Source organism: Pseudomonas sp. NPDC077186, from assembly GCF_044543505.1.
Taxonomy (GTDB): domain Bacteria; phylum Pseudomonadota; class Gammaproteobacteria; order Pseudomonadales; family Pseudomonadaceae; genus Aquipseudomonas.
This window is the reverse complement of record NZ_JBITWE010000002.1, coordinates 745,913-764,471: the sequence shown is the minus strand read 5'-3', so window position 1 is coordinate 764,471 and position 18,559 is coordinate 745,913. Positions and strand designations below refer to the sequence as shown.

Here is an 18,559-nt window from a genome sequence, read left to right as displayed (position 1 = left end):
TGTGCCCGGAGCTGCACCTGATCCTGGCCGAGATCAATCTCTACACACAGTGCATGGCCGAGAGCGAAGCACGCATCGAGCGCTGGCACGCCGGGGACGAGATCGTGCGCAAGCTCGATGAGGTCAGCGGCATTGGCCTGCTGACGGCCAGCGCCGTGAAGAATGCCGTCGGCCAGCCCGAGCGCTTCGCCAATGGCCGTCAGCTCAGCGCCTGGCTGGGCATGACCCCGCGCGAACACAGCAGCGGTCATCGTCGTCGGCTGGGCAAGATCAGCGGGCAGGGCAACACCTACGTTCGCACCCTGCTGACTCACTGCGCGCGTTCGGCATTGTTGGCCGCCAAGCGCTGTCGCAAGCGAACCCCGGAACGCCTGACAAAGCTGCAGCTCTGGGCGGTGCAGACGGCCGACCGGATCGGCCACAACAAGGCCACGGTGGCCTTGGCGAACAAGCTGGTCAGTATCTGCTGGGCGGTGTGGTGTCACGAGCGACGCTTCAGTGGCGACTGGCAGAGTGCAAGGCCCGCCTGACGGCGGGGGTAATCAGGAAGGTGGTTTTCTTGTGGTTGTGGTGAGAAGCGAGACTGTCGAAACAGGCGAGTCCTGCAGCGGAACAAGGCCGATAACAATGCTGATCCATGTGATCGCTTGAACGCTTGGCCCCCGCTGTGCGAACTACAGAATGGCTAGGGCGATAGAGCCCAGCACAGGCCGGATATACGAGTGCAACCGCGCTGACGACAGGCTAGAAAAGCTATTCCTCACCGCTTGTGGGGAGAGTCCATATACGTATTGTTATTGGAGTGATGGTTTGCTGTTGAACAAAACCGCGTTTCAGAAACAGCCAGCCATGGCACCGGTTAAAATTACAATTGCCGATATTCTCAGCAATTTCTCTTAGAGGCAATAGTTCATGCAGGGGCGAGTGGTGTTTGTTGTTGCATTCACTCGTTGTGGCAAAAGGAACAGAAACACTCCCTGCGAATTACGCGACCCACTTTCTAAGCGTGGGCACGGCACATACTTTCCAATGGCACGTTTAAAACCAACAACGCAAATAACTATTAACTAGGCGACATAGCTGTCGCGTTTGCCCACGACAGCTGTCGCATAACCTTCCTTGTCGTCCTGTAAGTCCTTGTCTGGCCTAAAGATGGTCGCGGCAAACGCGACAGCACTCAGGGAGAAACGCGACAGGGATGACGGCAAGCCCAGGCTGCTGGATCGATTGCGCCAGCAGATTCAAGCCCGAAACTATTCCATCCAGGGTGAGCCTGTCCATGTCGGGTGGGCGAAATGCCACTGCGCCTGCGTCGCTATCGATATCCGCCCGGAAGGGTAGGGCTCGCAGCCTCCCATACCGCCCACAGAATCTGTTGGCAGAGCTGTGGATAACCTGCGCAAAAGCGCCTCCCGCCCAGCGCTCAGGCGGGCTGGCGGGGGCCGTGCAGTTTTTGTCCAGGGGCGCTTTATAAGGGCTATCGCCAGGTGGAATATCCATGCGGATCAATGCCTTGCCCCGATTTTTCTACAGCGGCGGGCGGGCGTGAGGTGGTCCGCGCGCTTATATACAGAATCTGGGGAAAGTGCTGTGGATAAGATGCGGGAAAAGCGCGCCGGGCCAGGCGCCATCGGGGCTGCGCGGCGCTGGTGATTTTCCGCGCAGGTCATGCTGGTGTCATGGCCAGCGGCTATAGTGGCCGGCCAATTTTTATCCCGTGGAGCGCATTCGATGTCCGAGGTTGGCGAGCGACCCGCCCCCGTCGGTCTGCTGCAGGCCTTCTGGTTCTGGCTCAAGCTGGGGCTGATCAGTTTCGGCGGGCCGGCCGGGCAGATCGCGATCATGCACCAGGAGCTGGTGGAGAAGCGCCGCTGGCTGTCCGAGCGGCGTTTCCTCCATGCGCTGAACTACTGCATGTTGCTGCCGGGGCCGGAGGCGCAGCAGTTGGCCACCTATATCGGCTGGCTGCTGCACCGCACCTGGGGCGGGGTGATCGCCGGGGTGCTGTTCGTGCTGCCGTCGCTGCTGATCCTGATCGTCCTGTCCTGGGTCTATATCGCCTTCGGCGACGTGCCGCTGGTGGCCGGGATCTTCTACGGCATCAAGCCGGCGGTGACCGCCATCGTGGTGCAGGCGGCCTGGCGCATCGGCGGCCGGGCGCTGAAGAATCGCTGGCTGTGGGCGATTGCCGCGGCGGCCTTCGTCGCCATCTTCGTGCTGCAGCTACCGTTCCCGCTGATCGTGCTCGGCGCCGCGCTGCTCGGTTATCTCGGTGGGCGCCTGGCGCCGCAGCATTTCGCCGTCGGCGGCGGCCACGGCGCGGCGGACAAGTCCTACGGCGCGGCGCTGATCGACGACGACACGCCGCCGCCGGCGCATACCCGCTTTCGCTGGTCGCGCCTGGCGCTGATCCTGTCGGCCGGCGCCGCGCTGTGGCTGTTGCCGATGGGCCTGCTCACCGCGCTGTTCGGCTGGGACGGCAGCCTGACGCAGATGGGCTGGTTCTTCACCAAGGCCGCGCTGCTCACCTTCGGCGGCGCCTACGCGGTGCTGCCCTACGTCTACCAGGGCGCCATCGGCCATTACGGCTGGGTGACGCCGACGCAGATGATCGACGGCCTGGCCCTGGGCGAGACCACGCCGGGGCCGCTGATCATGGTGGTGGCCTTCGTCGCCTTTGTCGGCGCCTATGGGCAGCCGCTGTTCGGCGCCGATTCGGCCTTTGTCAGCGGCGCGCTGGCGGCCTGCCTGGTCACCTGGTTCACCTTCCTGCCGTCGTTTCTGTTCATCCTCGCCGGCGGGCCGCTGGTGGAGTCGACCCATGGCGAGCTGAAGTTCACCGCGCCGCTGACCGGCATCACCGCGGCAGTGGTCGGGGTGATCCTCAACCTGGCGCTGTTCTTCGGTTACCACGTGCTCTGGCCGCAGGGCTTCGCCGGCCGCTTCGACTGGCCCTCGGCGCTGATCGCCCTGGGCGCGGCGCTGGCCCTGTTCATGTTCAAGCGCGGGGTGATCGAGACCATCGCCGGTTGCGCCCTGGTGGGGTTGGCGGCGCACCTGCTGCTATAGCGTCAGCGCCAGACGCAGCCGGTCCCGGTGTTGCAGGCCGTGCTCGAACAGCGGCTCGGGGTAGTGGGTGAGGAAGTAATCCGGTTCCACCGCCACCACGCGAAAGCCGGCGCGCTGGTAGAAGGTCAGCTGGTGGCCGAAGCTGCCGGTGCCCAGCTCCAGGCGTCGCGCGCCCAGTAGTCGGGATTGGGCGATGGCGTCGTCCAGCAGCAGGCGGCCGAGGCCCCGGCGCTGCTGCTCGGGCGCCACGGCGATGTTCATCAGTTCGATCAGCCCCGCGCCCCGCTCGAGCAGCACGTAGGCGCCGAGCGTTTCGCCGGCCAGCCGGGCGATGCGACAGCGGCCGTCTCGCAGGTAACCCTCGATCTTGTCCGCATCCGGGTCGGCTTCCAGCAGCAGCTGGCGCGGCGCCTGGGCGCTCGCCAGCCAGTGCAGGCTTGGGGCGCGGCTCATTCGGCCAGGCGCACCTGGTTGCGGCCGCCGTGCTTGGCCGCGTACAGCGCCTTGTCGGCGCGTTCGCGCAGTTGCTCGGCGTCGCTGTGCACGTCGGTGCCGGCGATGCCGGCGCTGAGGGTGCAGGAGAACTCGCCGCCCTCGGCGATAAAGCGCAGCTCGGCGAAGCGCTGGCGGATCTCGTCGAGGATCAGCCTGGCCTGCTCCGGCGGGCAGTCCGGCAGTACCGCGAGGAACTCCTCGCCGCCGTAGCGGCCCAGGCTGTCGATGCGCCGCAGGCGCTGGCGCAGCAGGTTGGCCAGGGCGCGGATGACGTTGTCGCCGGCGGCGTGGCCGTGGCTGTCGTTGACCCGCTTGAAGTGGTCGATGTCGAGCATCGCCACGCTGGCGCGGTCGCCGCTGCGCAGCGCGCGCTCCAGTTCGATGGCCACCTGTTCCTTGATGTCGCCGTGCTTGAGCAGGCCGGTCAGGCTGTCGCGGGCCAGGGCGTTGGACAGCAGGCGGGCGCGCTGGGCGCGGGCGAACACCGCGGCGACCAGGGCATGATCGGAGATGGGCTTGCTGACGAAGTCGTCGCCGGCCTTGATCAGCGCGCTCATCTGCTTGGCGATGTCGGTTTCCGCCGACAGGTAGATGATCGGGATGCGCAGCCAGTCGTCGTTGCAGCGGATGATCTGCGCCAGCTCCGGGCCGGTGCAGTCGGGCATGTTGACGTCGAGCAGCACCACCTCGGGGTTGAAATCGCGCAGGTGGGCGAAGATCTGCGCCGGCTCGCGCAGCACCTCCACCAGCATGCCGGCGCCGCGCAGCACCAGGCTGTAGCGGCTGGCCAGGTCCTGGTCGTCGTCGACGATCAGCACCCGGTAGGGCTCGCCGTGCTGCTGGGCGAAGCAGCGCTCCAGGCGGCTCTCCAGCTGCGGGATGTCCACCGGCTTGGCGAAGAGGCCCAGGGCGCCGGCGCGCACCGCCTGCAGCTGGGTGGCGAAGTCGTCCTGCTGGGTCAGCACCAGCAGCGGCAGCGGCGCGTCCAGGCGCTGCTGCAGGCGCGCCGCATAGTCCAGGCCGCTGCAGCTTTCCCCGGGCAGGTGGACGTCGACGATCAGTGCGTCCGGCACTTGCTGCTGCAGGGCGGCGTCGAGGCCGGCGATGGAGTTGAAGTGCTCGGCCCGGTAGCCGAAGTTGTTCAGCGTCAGGCGCATGCTTTCGCCCGTCGCCGCCTCGCCCTCGAGGATGTAGATGTGGCGGCTGCCGTTGTCGCTGCGCGCCGCCTTGCGCGCCGGGGGCGGCGCTTCGTCGACGGCGGCCGCGGCCAGCGGCTGGTTGCCCAGCTGCTGCAGGGCCGCGACGAACTCGCCGAGGCCCTGCTGCTGGCGCTGCAGGCGTTCCAGCCAGCGTTCGGCCTGCTGCTCCAGCTCGCGCGCCTGCTGGCCGAGCTGGACGAAACCGAAGGTGCCGGCGCTGCCGGCCAGGCGGTGCAGCTGGTCGCGCAGGGCCTGCAGCAGGCGCTGGCGTTCGTCGCCGGCGGCGTCGAGCAGCTGCCCGGCCTGCTGCGCCAGTTGCGGCAGTTCCTGGCGCAGGCGCTCGGCGAATTGCTGGCCGAGCTGCTGCAGGTGCTGTTGCAGGGCCTGGGGAATGACGTTGCCTTCGTGCTTATCCATGGCGCTGGCTCCAGATCTGGCGCACCTGGGCGGCGAGCTGCATGGGGTCGAAGGGTTTCACGATCACGTCGCGCGCGCCCAGGCTGCGGTAGTGCGCCACCTCGCCGGGCTGCACCTTGGCGGTCATGAAGGCCACCGGGATCTCGCCGATGTCGACCAGTGCGCGCAGCCGCTCCAGGGTCTGCGGGCCGTCCATGCCGGGCATCATCACGTCGAGCAGGATGAAGTCGGGGGCGAAGCCCTGCACCTGGTCGAGGGCCTCCTGGCCGCTGGCGCAACTGAGCACCTGGAAGCCGCCGACGGCCTCCAGGGCGACCTTGGCCACGGCCTGGATCGACGGGTCGTCCTCGACGTGGAGGATGCGCTTGAGTTCAGTCATGGCCGGTCTCCTTGGCGGGTAGCAGGCGGGTGAGCAGCTGCAGCAAGTGTTGTCCATCGTTGCGCGATTTGGCCAGCGCGGCGCGTACCCGGGCCAGCTGGGCGCCATCCAGCTCGCTGGCCGAGAGCACCACCACCGGCAGTTGCGGCTGGCTGCGGCGCAGTTCCTCGACCAGCTCCAGGCCGTTGCCGTCGGGCAGGCCGAGGTCGAGCAGGACCAGGTCGAAGGGGCGGCCGGCGAGCAGGCGGCGGGCCTGGGCGAGGCTCTCGGCGGCGACGAATTCGGCCAGCTCGCGGCCCTGTTCGGCGACCACCTGGCGCAGGTCGTGGTCGTCCTCGACGTGCAGTACCCGCGGCCGCTCCGGCAGGCCGCGCAGGGCGCGGGCCAGGCTGTCGAGCAGGCGCTGCGGGTCGATCGGCTTGCTCAGCCAGTCCAGCGCCGGCACGCCGCCGCCGAGCGCCAGGCGGCCCTGTTCGCAGGCGGCCGAGAGCACCAGGATCGGCAGCTCGCGGTAGCGCGCATCGGCGCGCAGCTCGCGCACCAGCTGCAGGCCGTCGCCGTCCGGCAGCCGCAAGTCGAGGCTGATTGCCGCCGGGCGCTCGGCGGCCAGGGCGCGGCGCGCCTCGGCCAGGCTGTGCGCCAGGCGCACGCGGTAGCCGGCATGTTCCAGCAGCTGGCGCAGCAGCGCGGCGATGTCCGGTTCGTCCTCGACCACCAGCAGGCGGGGACGCGCGCCATCGGCGGCCGCTGTAGGCGGATCGGCGAGCAGCGCCAGTTCGAACCAGAAGCTGGCGCCCTGGCCCTCGACGGAGTCGAAGCCGATCTGCCCGCCCATGCGCTCGATCAGCTCCTTGCTGATCGCCAGGCCGAGGCCGGTGCCGCCCTTCTTGCGGCTGTCGCTGGCGTCGGCCTGGGAGAACTTGGCGAAGACGCGCTCGCGGAAGGCCGCGGCGATGCCCGGGCCGCTGTCGCTGACCGCGACCCGTACCCGCGCGCCGCGGCGCTCGGCGTGCAGCAGCACCTCGGCGCCGGGCGGCGAGTACTTCACCGCGTTGGAGAGGAAGTTGGCCAGCACCTGCTGCAGGCGCATGGCGTCGATGCGCACGCGCAGCGGCGGGCACTCGGCCAGGCGCAGCTGCACCTGGTGCTGCGCGGCATAGGCCTGGTTGCTGGCCAGGGCCTCGGCCAGCTGCTCGGCGAGCGCGCAGGGCTGCAGGTCGAACTGCATCTTGCCGGCTTCCAGCTTGTCCATGTCCAGCAGGTCGTTGATCAGGTGGCTGAGGCGCTGGCTGTTGGCCTGGGCGATGCCGAGCATCTGCCGCATGCTCTCCGGCACCGGGCCGAGGGCGCCGCCGTTGATCAGGCCGAGCGAGCCGGCGATGGCGGTCAGCGGGGTGCGCAGCTCGTGGCTGACGGTGGAGACGAACTCGCTCTTCAGTCGCTCGATGCGCTTGGCCTCGCTCTGGTCCATGGTGGTGCCGCTGATGCGCAGCGGATAGCCGTCGGCGCCGCGCTGGATATAGCCGCGCAACAGCACCGGCAACGGCGTGCCGTCGACGCACAGCAGGCGGCAGTCGATGGTGAAGTAGGTGGCGCCCTGGCGCAGCGCCTGCATCAGGCTGGCACGCGCCGCCGCCAGGTCGTCCGGGTGCACCAGGCGCTCCCAGCCCAGCGGGTCGGCGGCGAAGCCCGGCGGACCCTGTTCGGGGTGGCCGAGCATCTGCCAGCCGCGCGCCGAGGCGAAGAAGCTGCCGGCCTTGAGGTCGATGTCCCACCAGCCGTCGTTGCTGCCCTTGAGCGCCAGGGCCAGGCGCTCCTCGCTGCGGTGCAGTTGTTCGGTGATGCGCTCGGCCAGTTGCTGCACCTGCGCGCGGCGCTGGCCGAGGCTGCCGACCAGGAAGAACAGCAGCAGGCCGATGCAGCCGCCGAGCGCCAGCAGCGAGCCCTCGCCGCGGTGGGCGCGGGCGAGAGCGCCCGGGGCATGGTGAAAGTGCAGGCGCCAGCTCTGGCCGAACAGCTCCAGCTGGCGCTGGGCGTCGGCCGGGGTGCTGGCCGGGGTATCGCCGCGGCTGCTGTAGAGCAGCTCGTCGGCCGCGGCGCTGGAGTCGGCGTAGAGTTCGAAGTCCAGCTCGCGCTGGCGCCCGCCGAGGATGCCGTGCATCAGGTCGTGCACCTGGTAGGGGCTGTAGGCGAAGCCGCGCAGCGCGGCGAGGCGCTGCTCGGGGTTGGTCAGCGGGCGCCCCGGCCAGTACACCGGCACGTACAACAGCAGACCCGGCTGCACCCGGCCGTGGGTTTCCTGAACCAGGGTGACGCGCCCGGACAGGCGGCTCTGGCCGCTGCGCGCGGCATCCAGCATGGCGGCCTGGCGCACCGGCTCGGACAGCATGTCGAAGCCGAAGGCGGCCAGGTTGCGCCCGGCGAACGGCTCGATATAGCGGATGGCGCTGTACAGCGGGCGCTGGCCGAACGGGCGCACGCGGAAGTTGATAAAGCCCTCGGCGCGCAGCGCGGTCTCGAAGGCGGGCAGCTGCTCGGCGCGCAGCACCTGGCTGAAGCCCAGGCCCTGGATGCCCGGGTAGCGCTCGCCCAGGCGCAGGCGCTCGGCGTAGAGACGCCAGTCGTCGCGGCTGACCTCGGCGCTGGCGTCGAGCAGCGCGGCGGCGCCGAGCAGGATGTTTTCCTGGCCCTGCATGCGCTGGACTATGGCCTCGCTCAGCTCGTCGGCGAGCAGCTCCAACTGGCGCGCGGCCGCTTCGCCCTGGCTCTGGCGCAGGTTGTACCAGGCCAGCAGCGTGGCGCCGAGGGCCAGTGCCAGCACGCCCCAGGCCAGCAGGTTGGCGCGGCCGAACAGTTGGCCGAGCAGCTGCAGACGCAGCCCGGTGGCGTTATTCATGGTTGCCCCCGGCCAGCGCCAGGTCGAACCAGAAGGTGCTGCCCTGACCCGGCGTCGAGTCGAAGCCGATCTGCCCGCCCATGCGCTCGACCAGCTCCTTGCTGATCGCCAGGCCCAGGCCGGTGCCGCCCTGCTGGCGGGTGTCGCCGGCGTCGGCCTGGGCGAACTTGCTGAAGATGCGCGGCCGGAAGCTTTCCGCGATGCCCTGGCCATGGTCGCGCACGCTGATGCGTACCCAGCCCTCACGCGGTTCGGCACTCAGCTCCACGCGCTGGCCGGCGACGGAGAACTTGGCGGCGTTGGCCAGCAGGTTGGCCAGCACCTGCTCCAGGCGCTGGGCATCGGCCAGCACCCGGCAGTCGGCGCCGGGCAGCAGGCGCAGCTGCACCTGGTGGCGTTCGGCGTAGGGTTGGTTGCTCTGTAGCGCCTGCGCCAGCAACGCGCGCAGGGCCAGCGGCTGCAGCTCGAGGCGCATCTTGCCGGCGACCAGCTTGTCGATGTCGAGCAGGTCGTCGATCAGTTTGCGCAGGCGCTGGCTGTTGCTCTGGGCGATCTCCAGCATCTGCTGCATGGCCTGCGGCACCGCGCCGAGGGCGCCGCCGTTGATCAGGCCGAGCGAGCCGGCGATGGCGGTCAGCGGGGTGCGCAGCTCGTGGCTGACGGTGGAGACGAACTCGTTCTGCAGCTGCTCGATGCGCTTGCGCTCGCTGATGTCGCTGATGAAACCGTGCCACAGCACGTCGCCGCCGGGCAGGCGCTGCGGCGCGGCGCGCCCCTCGACCCACAGCGGGCCGTGCAGCGGGTGCAGCACGCGGTATTCCTGGTGCCAGGTGCTCAGGTCTTGCGCCGAGCGGGCGATGGCCGCGCGCACCGGCGGCGCGTCGTCCGGGTGCAGGCGGGCGAAGGCCGGCGCGGCGTCCGCGGCGACCGCCTCGGGGGCGCAGCCGTAGATATCCAGGATGCCGGCGCTGGCATAGGGGAAACAGCTGCTGCCGTCGGCGCGCAGCAGGTACTGGTAGACCATCCCCGGCAGCTGCGCGGCGATGCGCTGCAGGCGCAGGCGCGCCTCGTCGCGCTGGCTGAGGTCGTTGGCCACCAGCAGGTAGCCCTGCAGCGCCTGCTCCTCGGCGCGGATCGGCGACAGGTTGAGGCGCACCGGCAGGCTCTGCCCGCCGCGCGTGCGCAGGCGCCCCTCGGCGCTCTGCGGGCCGTTGGCGCAGGCGGCGCAGAGGCGCTCGAACTGGCCGGCCTCGACCAGCAGGCGCGGCATGGGCTGGCCGCTCAGCGCCGCGGCCGAATGCTCCAGCAACTGCTGCGCCTCGGGGTTGCTGCGCAGCACCCGGCCCTGCGGGTCGAGCACCAGCACCGCGCTGCCGGCGTTGTCCAGCATGGCCTGGTGCATGGCGCTCTGCTCGGCCTGGCGGCGCGCCTGCAGGCGCAGCTCGAACAGCTCGCCGGTGAGCCGCGCCAGGTGCTGCAGCTGCTGGCGCTGCCGGGCATCGAGGTGGCGCGGCTGGCGGTCGATCACGCACAGGGTGCCGAGGGCCAGGCCGTGGCGGTCGTGCAGCGGTATGCCGGCGTAGAAGCGGATATGCGGCGCGGCGGTGACCAGCGGGTTGTCGCGAAAGCGCGCATCCTCCAGGGCGTTGTCCACTTCCAGCGGCGCGTCGGCGGCCACGGCGTGGGCGCAAAAGGCCAGCTCGCGCGCGGTCTGCTCGGCGTCCAGGCCGACCCGGCTCTTGAACCACTGGCGCTCGGCGTCGATCAGCGAGATCAGCGCGATGGGGGTGGCGCAGATCTGCGCGGCCAGCGCGGTGATCTGGTCGAACGCGGTCTCGGCCGGGGTGTCGAGCAGCTCCTGGGCCTGCAGCGCGGCCAGTCGTTCGCGTTCGTTATGGGGGATCGGCGCTTGGCTCATGTCTCGCTCCCGGTGATGGGCAGTTCGAACCAGAAGCAGGCGCCCTGGCCTTCGCGCGAGTCGAAGCCGATATGCCCGCCCATGCGTTCGACGATTTCCTTGCAGATCGCCAGGCCCAGGCCGGTGCCGCCCATTTGCCGGGTGTCGCCGGCGTCGGCCTGGGAGAACTTGCTGAAAATGCGCGGCTTGAAGGCCTCGGGGATGCCCGGGCCGTGGTCGGCGACGCTGACCCGCAGCACCTCGGCGCAACGCTGCAGGCGCACCTCGACCAGGCCGTCCGGCGGCGAGAACTTGGCCGCGTTGGACAGCAGGTTGGCCAGCACCTGGGCCAGGCGCAGGGCGTCGACGCGCACCGCCGCGTCGCCCTCGACCTGCAGCCGCAGGCGTACCCGGTGCTGGTCGGCGTAGGGCTGGTTGTGCAGCAGGGCCTGCTCCAGCAGCGGCTGCAGCGGCTGCGCCTGCAGCTCGAAGTGCATCTTGCCGGCGACCAGCTTGTCCATGTCGAGCAGGTCGTTGATCAGCTCGCTGAGGCGCTGGCTGTTGCTCTGCGCAATGGCCAGCATCTGCTGCATGGCCTGCGGCACCGCGCCGAGGGCGCCGCCGTTGATCAGGCCGAGCGAGCCGGCGATGGCGGTCAACGGGGTGCGCAGCTCGTGGCTGACGGTGGAGACGAATTCGTTCTTCATCTGCTCGATGCGCTTGCGCTCGGCGATGTCGCGGATCACCGCGATGAAGCGGCGCTGGCCCTGGTGGCTGATCTGCGACACCGCCAGCTCCATGACGAAGCGCTCGCCGCTGCGCCGCAGGCCCTCCAGCTCGCGGCTCTGGCCGACCACCCAGGCCTCGCCGGTGCGCAGGTAGCGCTGGATGTAGCCGTCGTGGGCGCTGCGGTAGGGCTCGGGCATCAGCAGGCTGACGTTGCGCCCGGCCACCTCGGCGTGGCGGTAGCCGAAGATGTGCTCGGCGGCGTGGTTGAAGGTCTCGATGCGGCCGGCCTCGTCGATGGTGACGATGGCGTCGATGACGTTGTCGAGCAGGGTGCGCAGGTAGTGCTCGCGCTCGCGCACCGCGCGTTCGGCGGCGACGCGGTCGCTGAAATCCTGGATCTGCGCGACGAAGTGCACCGGCCGGCCCTCGCCGTCGCGCACCAGCGACACGCTGAGCAGCACCCAGAGCACGTGGCCCTGCTTGTCAAGGTAGCGCTTCTCCATCTGGCAGGCGTTGATCCGCCCGGCCAGCAGGTCGGCGAGGTTCTCCTGGTCGGCATCCAGGTCGTCGGGGTGGGTGACGGACTGGTAGGAGGTGGCCAGCAGCTCCGCGCGCGGGTAGCCGAGCATCTGGCACAGCGCGTCGTTGACCTCCAGCCAGCGACCGTCCGGGGCGACCAGGGCCATGCCCTGCGGCGCGGTGGTGAAGGCGTTGCGAAAGCGCTGCTGGCTCAGGCGCAGCTCGTCCTCGATGGCCTGGCGCTCGCTGATGTCCCAGATGAAGCCGTCGACCCACAGCAGCCGGCCCTGGCCGTCGTACTCGCCGCGGCCCTTCTCGCGCACCCAGACGTTGTGGCCGGCGGCGTGGCGCAGGCGGTAGGTCAGCTCGAAGCTTTCCTGGCGCTCGATGGCCTCGCCGGCGCGGTAGGTGATGGCCAGGTCGTCGGGGTGGACGATGCTGGAGAAGCTGCGCACGCGGTTGTCGATGAAGTCGCTGGCCGGGTAGCCGCTGAGGTTGCGAATCTCCTCGCTGACGTAGCGCATGCTCCAGTCGGCGTCGTTGGCGCAGCGGTAGACCACCCCGGGCAGGTTGGCGACCAGGCCGCGGAAGCGGCTCTCGCTCTTCTGCAGGGCGCGGGTGGCCTGCTGCAGTTCACCGATGTCGCTGGCGATGCCGAGGAAGCCGGTGATCCGGCCGCTGCCGTCGAACATGGCGCTGACGGTCAGGTTGACCGGGCGCAGGCTGCCGTCCTGGCAGCGGTAAGTCCACTGGCGGGTTTCCGGCTCGCCGCCGCGGGCGTTGTGCACGAACACCTCGAAACCCTCGACGGGGCGGCCGACCTGCGCGCTCAGTTCGGCGGCGCGCGCCTGCATCTCCTCCTCGAGGTGAATAAGCGCAGGCGTCTGCTTGCCGATCATCTGTGCGGCGCTATAGCCGAGCAGGCGTTCGGCGCCGGAGTTGAACAGGTTGATGCGGCCCTGCGCATCGGTGGCGATGATCGACACCCCGGTGGCCGAGTCGAGCAGCGCCTGCAGGTAGGCGCGCGCCTCGCGCACCGCCGCCTGCTGGCGCTGCATCAGCTGCTGGGTGCTGCGCTTGGTGGTGCGCAGCAGCACCAGCAGCAGGGCCTCTGCGCCGCACCAGGCGAGCAGCCACTTGACCACCAGCCAGCGTTTGTCGCTGCGGTGCAGGTCGAACTGCTCGCTGACGTCGCGCCAGACCAGGGCCAGCGCCTGCGGCGCGGTGGCCGGGTCGTGCCGCTGGCGATAGCTGGTCAGGACGATCTGGTTGAGCAGGTAGTGGCGTTCGCCGTCGGCCAGCAGGCGCACCGCGTCGCCGGCGGCCGGCGCGGGCAGCGCCTGCCGGCGTTGCCAGGCCAGCGCCTGCGGCCGCGAAGCGCCCATCAGCCGCCAGCGCTGCGGGTCGCTGGCCAGGCCGCGCAGCTCCTCGCCGCTGCCTGAGCCCAGCAGCAGCTCCTCGCGCAGCAGCAGGGCGACGCCGCTGCCGAGGTCGCGGTCGAGCTGGGCGAGGTCGTCGAGCACGCCCATGGCCACCTCGATGGCGCCGACCTGCAGCGGCTCGCCGGCGCCCTCGACCAGCAGCGGGGCGATGGCGCGCATGCCGATGCTGCCGCGGCTCAGGCCCAGGCCGGCCTGGCTGGTGGCGCTGCGCAGCGCTTCCAGCACCATCGGCCGCCAGCCGATCTGCAGGTCGCCGAAATGTGCGGGTTCGTGCACCCGCAGCAGCACCTTGACGTCCGGCGCCAGGTGCACGTAGAGGCGAAACGCCTGGTGTGCCTGCAGGTTGCGCCAGCGCGGCGCCAGGCGGGTGTAGAGCTGGCTGCGGATGCTGGCCAGGGCGTCCAGCTCGGTGGCCGGCAGGGCGTGGGCCTGGCGCACCAGCTCCACCACCCAGGCGTCGGCGGCGATGGTTTCGGCGAGCAGCTGGGCGCGTTCCTGCAGGCCGTGCTGGGTGCTGTGCAGGGCCATGCGCTGGACTTCCGCCTGCTTGCTCATCTGCAGCTGCCAGAGGGCCTCGCGCTCGTGCAGCGCCTGGCGCCCGAGAAAGGCGAAGAACAGCGCCAGGCACAGGCTGCCGCCGATCACTACCCAGTGGCTGGCATTCCAGCGGCTGGCGTCCCAGCGGCCGGCAAGCCGGTGGCGGAGCAGGGCCAGGCGTCTCATCCGCGCGCCTCAGGCCAGCCCGGCGAGGCGACGCAGGCGTTGCAGTTCCTGGTCGTCGGCGCCCTGCAGTTCGGCGCTGGCCAGGCGCATCAGGATCGGCTCGCGGCGGGCGTTGCCGGGCGCCAGGCCGTAGCAGGCGCCGATCAGCTCGCGCAGCGCTATGGGCAGGCGCCAGTGCGCCTTGAGCCGGTTGGCCAGTTCGCCGCTGTGCTGGCGCAGCGCCTGCTGCAGCTGTTCGTCGCTCAGCGCCAGGTCGCGCTGGCGCCACAGTTGCGCCTGCTGCAGCACGGCCAGCTCGCCCATGCTGCGCAACAGGGCGGCGCTCTGCAGCGGGGCCGGGTCGAGGCGGCAGGCGCCGGCCAGCTCGCCGACCCGCTGGTGCAGCTGCAGCAGCGCCTGTAGCTGGGCCTGGCCGAGGGCCTTGAGGGCGCCGTCCTGCAGGCTCGCCGCCGGGCGCAGCGCCAGGCCCTGGATCAGGTTCAGCGCGGTGGCCGCGCCGAGGCGCTGCAGCGCGCCGGCCAGGCTGATGCAGGGCTGCCCGGCGCTGTTGTAGGCGGCGCTGTTGGCCGCGGCGATCAAGCGCGCCTGCACCGCCGGGTCCTGCTGCCAGTATTCGCCGAGTTGCTGCAGGCTGCCCGGTGCGGCCGCGGCATCTCGCAACTGCCGGTACAGCTCGTCGCGCAGCGGCAGGTCGAGGGCCTCGGCCGGCAGCTCGCCGAGGTGCCGAGCGAAGTCGTCGTCGCTATGTGGCGCCGCCGGCGCGGCGTCGTCGCCGGGCAGCAGGCGCTGCAGGCAGTCGAGCAGCTTGGGCACTTGGAACGGCTTGCTGATAAAGGCGCTGATGCCCAGCGGGCGCACTTCCAGCACGCTGTCGCGGTCGGCGCGCGAGGTCACCATCAGCAGCGGCACCGTGCGGTCGCTGCGACGTACCGCCTCGAGCAGGCGGGTGCCGCTGCCGTCGGGCAGGTTCCAGTCGCAGATCACCAGCTGCGCCGCTTCCTGCTGCCAGGCGGCGAGAGCATCGGCGACCCGCGTGCGGCAGTCGACCCGCGCCCCCGGGCGCAGGCTGAGGACGATCTGCTTGAGCAGGTCGGCGATCCAGGGATCGTCTTCGAGAATCAGCACGCGCATGTTCAGTCTCCCGTGCTGGCCCGTTCAGCCGGGGCGGCGTCGAGCACGCCGAGGGGCTGGCTGGGCACCGGTTGCGGGCGGCCGAAATGGTAGCCCTGGCCGTAGTGGCAGCCGAGTTCGCGGAGGAAATCGGCCTGCGCGACCTGCTCGATGCCCTCGGCCAGTACCTTGAGCCCCAGGCTGTGGCCGAGGGCGATCACCGCGCGGGCGATGGCGGCGTCCTCGGCGTCGCCGGGCAGGCCGCGGACGAAGCTCTGGTCGAGCTTGAGCTTGTCCACCGGCAGGCGCTTGAGGCGCGCCAGCGAGCTGTAGCCGGTGCCGAAGTCGTCGATGGCCAGGCGCACGCCGAGCCCGCGCAGGCGGGTGAGCAGCAGCAGGGCGGCGTCGGGGTCTTCCATGATCGCGCTCTCGGTCACTTCCAGCTCCAGTTGCTCCGGCGCCAGGCCGGTGTCGGCCAGCACCCGGGCCACCCGCTGCTCCAGTTCGCCGCGGCCGAACAGGCGGCTGGAGACGTTCACCGCAACGAAGCGCTGCGTGCTGCCTGCGGCGTTCCAGCGCACCATCTGGCGGCAGGCCTGTTCCAGCACCCAGGCGTCGATGGCGCCGATCAGGCCGTTGTCCTCGGCGATCGGGATGAACTCGGCGGGCGACACCAGGCCGCGCTGCGGGTGCTGCCAGCGCACCAGCGCCTCCATGCCCACCTGGCTGCCGTCCTGCAGGTCGTGCAGCGGCTGGTAGTAGACGCGCAGTTCCTGGTTGTCGAGGGCGTGGCGCAGGCTGCTGGCCAGCTCCACGCGCTGGCGGGCGTAGTCGGTCAGCTCCTGGACGTAGAAGGCGTAGCCCTCGCGGCCGCTGCTCTTGGCCTTGAACAGCGCCGAGTCGGCGTTGCGCAGTACCTGTTCGACGCTGGCGGCGTCATCCGGGAACTGGCTGATGCCGATGCTGGCGCCGATGTACAGCTCGTGGCCGTGCAGGCGGAACGGCGTCTCCAGGCAGCGCAGCAGGTGCTGCGCCAGCTCGGCGGCCTGGGGCGCCTGCGCGCAGTGCTCGCAGAGCAGGCCGAACTCGTCGCCGCCCAGGCGCGCCAGGGTGCTGCCGGCCGGCACCGCGCTCAGCAGGCGCTCGCCGACTTCCTTGAGCAGCAGGTCGCCGACGTTGTGGCCGAGGCTTTCGTTGATGTGCTTGAAGTGGTCCAGGTCGATCAGCAGCACGGCGCCGCGCAGCTGTTCGCCGGCGCTGCGTTCCAGGGCATGGGCGACCCGCTCGGTGAACAGCAGGCGGTTGGGCAGGTTGCTCAGCGGATCGTGGTGGGCCAGGTAGTCCAGTTCGCGTTGCGAGCGCTTGAGCGCGGTGATATCGGAGAACACCGCGACGTAGTGGCTGATGCGCCCCTGCTCGTCGTGGATGACGCGGATGCACTGCCACTGCGGGTAGATCTCGCCGCTCTTGCGCCGGTTCCACACCTCGCCGCTCCAGGCGCCGCGGTTCTCCAGGGCATGCCACAGGCTCTGGTAGAAGGCCGCGTCGTGACGGCCGGACTTGAGCAGGCTGGGCTGCTGGCCGAGGATTTCCTCGGCGCTGTAGCCGGTAATGCGGCTGAACGCCGGGTTGACGTGAACGATGCGCTGTGCGGGATCGGTGACCAGCACGCCTTCCTGGGTGGCGTCGAACACCGCGGCGGCCTGGCGCAGGCTGTCCTCGTCGGCGCGGCGCTGGGTGATGTCGCTGGCGACGCCGATGAAACGCTGCGGCTGACCCGCCTCGTCGCGCAGCAGGCGGCCGCGCGAATGCAGCCAGCGGTAGCCGCCGTCGGCATGGCGCATGCGGTAGATGTTCTGGTAGTCGCGTCGCTGCAGGCCGAGGTCGAGGGTCTGCAGGACCCGCTCGCGGTCGTCCGGATGCAGGTGCTCGGCCCAGGCCTCGCGGGTGTCGCCGAGGGCCTGCGGGGTGAGGCCGAGCAGGGCGGCGTAGCCGTCGGAGAAGAACACCCGCTGGCTGGCGTAGTCCCAGTCCCACAGGCCGTCGCGGGTGGCGTCCAGGGCCAGGCGCAGGCGCTCCTCGTTGTCCGCCAGTTGCAGCCGCGCGCGCCGATGGTGCTCGGCGTGGCGCCGTAGCACCAGGTACAGCAGGGCACCGGTGAGGGCGACGAACAGCAGGCCCTTGACCGATTGCAGGCGATCCTGCTGGGCCGCGGACAGGCCGAGGACGGCCAGCAGCTGGTCGCTGAGGACAATCCACGAGGCGGCGAGCAGCAGATAGCCCAGGGTCAGGCGCAAGGCGGCGGTGTCGATACGCATGGGCAGGCGGCTACGCTCCCTGTAAATGCTGGGCAGTATAGATGCCCTGGCGGCTGAAACATTCTTATCTAAAAGACCAACTGGTTTTCTGCCTTGGGTCAGGGATAATGCGCCCAGGCTCGTCCTTGTAGGACAGGCCGCGTTTCCCTTTCAAGAGGCAACAGTGTCCATGTGGTACAACGGTTTACTCGACCTGTCGGTCTGGCAGCTGGTGGCTGCAGTCCTGCTGATGACGCACGTGACCATCGTCAGCGTCACCGTCTATCTGCACCGCTACTCCGCGCACCGTGCACTGGAACTGCACCCGGCGCTCAAGCATTTCTTCCGCTTCTGGCTGTGGCTGACCACCGGCCAGAACACCCGCGAGTGGACCGCCATCCACCGCAAGCACCACGCCAAGTGCGAAACCGCCGACGACCCCCACAGCCCGGTGGTCAAGGGCCTGGGCACCGTGCTGCGCAAGGGCGCCGAACTCTACCAGGAAGAGGCGAAGAACCAGGAAACCCTGCGCATCTACGGCAAGAACTGCCCGGACGACTGGATCGAGCGCAATGTCTACAGCCGCTACCCGATCGGCGGCGTGACGCTGATGGCGATCATCGACCTGGCCCTGTTCGGCGTGCTCGGCATCACCGTCTGGGCGATCCAGATGATGTGGATTCCGGTGTGGGCTGCAGGGGTCATCAACGGCCTCGGCCATGCCGTCGGCTACCGCAACTTCGAATGCCGCGACGCCGCCACCAACCTGCTGCCCTGGGGCATCCTGATCGGCGGCGAGGAGCTGCACAACAACCACCACACCTACCCCAACAGCGCCAAGCTGTCGGTGAAGAAGTGGGAATTCGACATGGGCTGGGCCTGGATCAAGCTGTTCAGCTTCCTCGGCCTGGCCCAGGTGCAGCGTGTCGCGCCCATCGCCCACCGGGTCGAGGGCAAGCGCAGCCTGGACATGGACACCGCCATGGCCATCCTCAATAACCGTTTCCAGATCATGGCGCAGTACCGCAAGCTGGTGATCGCGCCGCTGGTCAAGCAGGAAGTGGCCAAGGCCGACGAGTCGGTGCGCCACCTGTTCCGCCGCGCCAAGCGCCTGCTGTCGCGCGAGCCGAGCCTGCTGGAAGAACAGCATCAGGCGCGCATCAGCGAGCTGCTGGCGCAGAGCCAGGCGCTCAAGGTGATCTACGAGAAGCGCCTGGCGCTGCAGCAGATCTGGGTCAAGACCAGCAGCAACGGCCACGACATGCTCGAGGCGATGAAACAGTGGGTGCACGAGGCCGAGGCCAGCGGCATCCAGTCGCTGCGCGAGTTCGCCGAGCAGCTCAAGACCTACTCGCTACGCCCTGCCGCAAGCGCTGCCTGATCGCCG

The 18,559-nt window shown here is 69.7% G+C and carries 11 protein-coding genes; 3 read left to right on the top strand and 8 right to left on the bottom strand.

Annotated elements, in window-relative coordinates; all coding sequences use genetic code 11:
* Together ACIGKL_RS11980 and chrA are read left to right on the top strand one after the other, a co-directional pair.
* Positions 1 to 530 (top strand): transposase (locus tag ACIGKL_RS11980; protein ID WP_397486844.1); only part of this gene is annotated, 530 nt, incomplete at its 5' end.
* A gap of 1,201 nt (positions 531 to 1,731) precedes the next feature.
* Positions 1,732 to 3,069 carry a chromate efflux transporter gene (chrA, locus tag ACIGKL_RS11975; protein ID WP_397486843.1) on the top strand — a complete coding sequence of 446 codons (1,338 nt, stop codon included), beginning with the start codon at positions 1,732 to 1,734 and terminating at the stop codon, positions 3,067 to 3,069.
* Here the strand turns inward: chrA and ACIGKL_RS11970 are convergent.
* Genes ACIGKL_RS11970 through dibA form a run of 8 tightly spaced genes read right to left on the bottom strand, consistent with a single transcriptional unit; the run spans position 3,064 to position 17,193 of the window.
* Positions 3,064 to 3,522 (bottom strand): GNAT family N-acetyltransferase, encoded by a 459-nt coding sequence (locus ACIGKL_RS11970; protein ID WP_397486842.1) that lies wholly within the window; start codon positions 3,520 to 3,522, stop codon positions 3,064 to 3,066. The genes chrA and ACIGKL_RS11970 overlap by 6 nt on opposite strands.
* On the bottom strand, positions 3,519 to 5,180 hold the full coding sequence (locus ACIGKL_RS11965; protein WP_397486841.1) for a diguanylate cyclase domain-containing protein: 1,662 nt from the start codon (positions 5,178 to 5,180) through the stop codon (positions 3,519 to 3,521). The genes ACIGKL_RS11970 and ACIGKL_RS11965 overlap by 4 nt, the downstream gene beginning before the upstream one ends.
* Positions 5,173 to 5,559, bottom strand: a complete 387-nt coding sequence (locus ACIGKL_RS11960; RefSeq protein WP_021445650.1) for a response regulator — start codon at positions 5,557 to 5,559, stop codon at positions 5,173 to 5,175. The genes ACIGKL_RS11965 and ACIGKL_RS11960 overlap by 8 nt, the downstream gene beginning before the upstream one ends.
* Positions 5,552 to 8,455, bottom strand: a complete 2,904-nt coding sequence (locus tag ACIGKL_RS11955) for a CHASE domain-containing protein (RefSeq protein WP_397486840.1) — start codon at positions 8,453 to 8,455, stop codon at positions 5,552 to 5,554. The genes ACIGKL_RS11960 and ACIGKL_RS11955 overlap by 8 nt, the downstream gene beginning before the upstream one ends.
* Positions 8,448 to 10,373, bottom strand: a complete 1,926-nt coding sequence (locus ACIGKL_RS11950; RefSeq protein ID WP_397486839.1) for an ATP-binding protein — start codon at positions 10,371 to 10,373, stop codon at positions 8,448 to 8,450. Before ACIGKL_RS11950 ends, ACIGKL_RS11955 begins: the two co-directional genes overlap by 8 nt.
* Positions 10,370 to 13,765 (bottom strand): PAS domain S-box protein, encoded by a 3,396-nt coding sequence (locus ACIGKL_RS11945; protein ID WP_397486838.1) that lies wholly within the window; start codon positions 13,763 to 13,765, stop codon positions 10,370 to 10,372. The genes ACIGKL_RS11950 and ACIGKL_RS11945 overlap by 4 nt, the downstream gene beginning before the upstream one ends.
* A gap of 9 nt (positions 13,766 to 13,774) precedes the next feature.
* Positions 13,775 to 14,896 carry a response regulator gene (locus ACIGKL_RS11940; protein WP_397486837.1) on the bottom strand — a complete coding sequence of 374 codons (1,122 nt, stop codon included), beginning with the start codon at positions 14,894 to 14,896 and terminating at the stop codon, positions 13,775 to 13,777.
* Between the two features lie 2 nt (positions 14,897 to 14,898).
* Positions 14,899 to 17,193 carry a phosphodiesterase DibA gene (gene dibA / locus ACIGKL_RS11935; RefSeq protein WP_397486836.1) on the bottom strand — a complete coding sequence of 765 codons (2,295 nt, stop codon included), beginning with the start codon at positions 17,191 to 17,193 and terminating at the stop codon, positions 14,899 to 14,901.
* A 169-nt stretch (positions 17,194 to 17,362) separates the two neighbouring features.
* Between dibA and desA the strand changes: the two genes are divergently transcribed.
* Positions 17,363 to 18,553 (top strand): delta-9 fatty acid desaturase DesA, encoded by a 1,191-nt coding sequence (gene desA, locus ACIGKL_RS11930; RefSeq protein WP_397486865.1) that lies wholly within the window; start codon positions 17,363 to 17,365, stop codon positions 18,551 to 18,553.
* The last annotated feature ends 6 nt before the right edge of the window (positions 18,554 to 18,559 follow it).

Coding starts and splice junctions, on each gene's coding strand:
- chrA (WP_397486843.1), top strand. CDS start 1,732: ATGTCCGAGGTTGGCGAGCGACCCGCCCCCGTCGGTCTGCTGCAGGCC.
- ACIGKL_RS11970 (WP_397486842.1), bottom strand. CDS start 3,522: ATGAGCCGCGCCCCAAGCCTGCACTGGCTGGCGAGCGCCCAGGCGCCG.
- ACIGKL_RS11965 (WP_397486841.1), bottom strand. CDS start 5,180: ATGGATAAGCACGAAGGCAACGTCATTCCCCAGGCCCTGCAACAGCAC.
- ACIGKL_RS11960 (WP_021445650.1), bottom strand. CDS start 5,559: ATGACTGAACTCAAGCGCATCCTCCACGTCGAGGACGACCCGTCGATC.
- ACIGKL_RS11955 (WP_397486840.1), bottom strand. CDS start 8,455: ATGAATAACGCCACCGGGCTGCGTCTGCAGCTGCTCGGCCAACTGTTC.
- ACIGKL_RS11950 (WP_397486839.1), bottom strand. CDS start 10,373: ATGAGCCAAGCGCCGATCCCCCATAACGAACGCGAACGACTGGCCGCG.
- ACIGKL_RS11945 (WP_397486838.1), bottom strand. CDS start 13,765: ATGAGACGCCTGGCCCTGCTCCGCCACCGGCTTGCCGGCCGCTGGGAC.
- ACIGKL_RS11940 (WP_397486837.1), bottom strand. CDS start 14,896: ATGCGCGTGCTGATTCTCGAAGACGATCCCTGGATCGCCGACCTGCTC.
- dibA (WP_397486836.1), bottom strand. CDS start 17,193: ATGCGTATCGACACCGCCGCCTTGCGCCTGACCCTGGGCTATCTGCTG.
- desA (WP_397486865.1), top strand. CDS start 17,363: ATGTGGTACAACGGTTTACTCGACCTGTCGGTCTGGCAGCTGGTGGCT.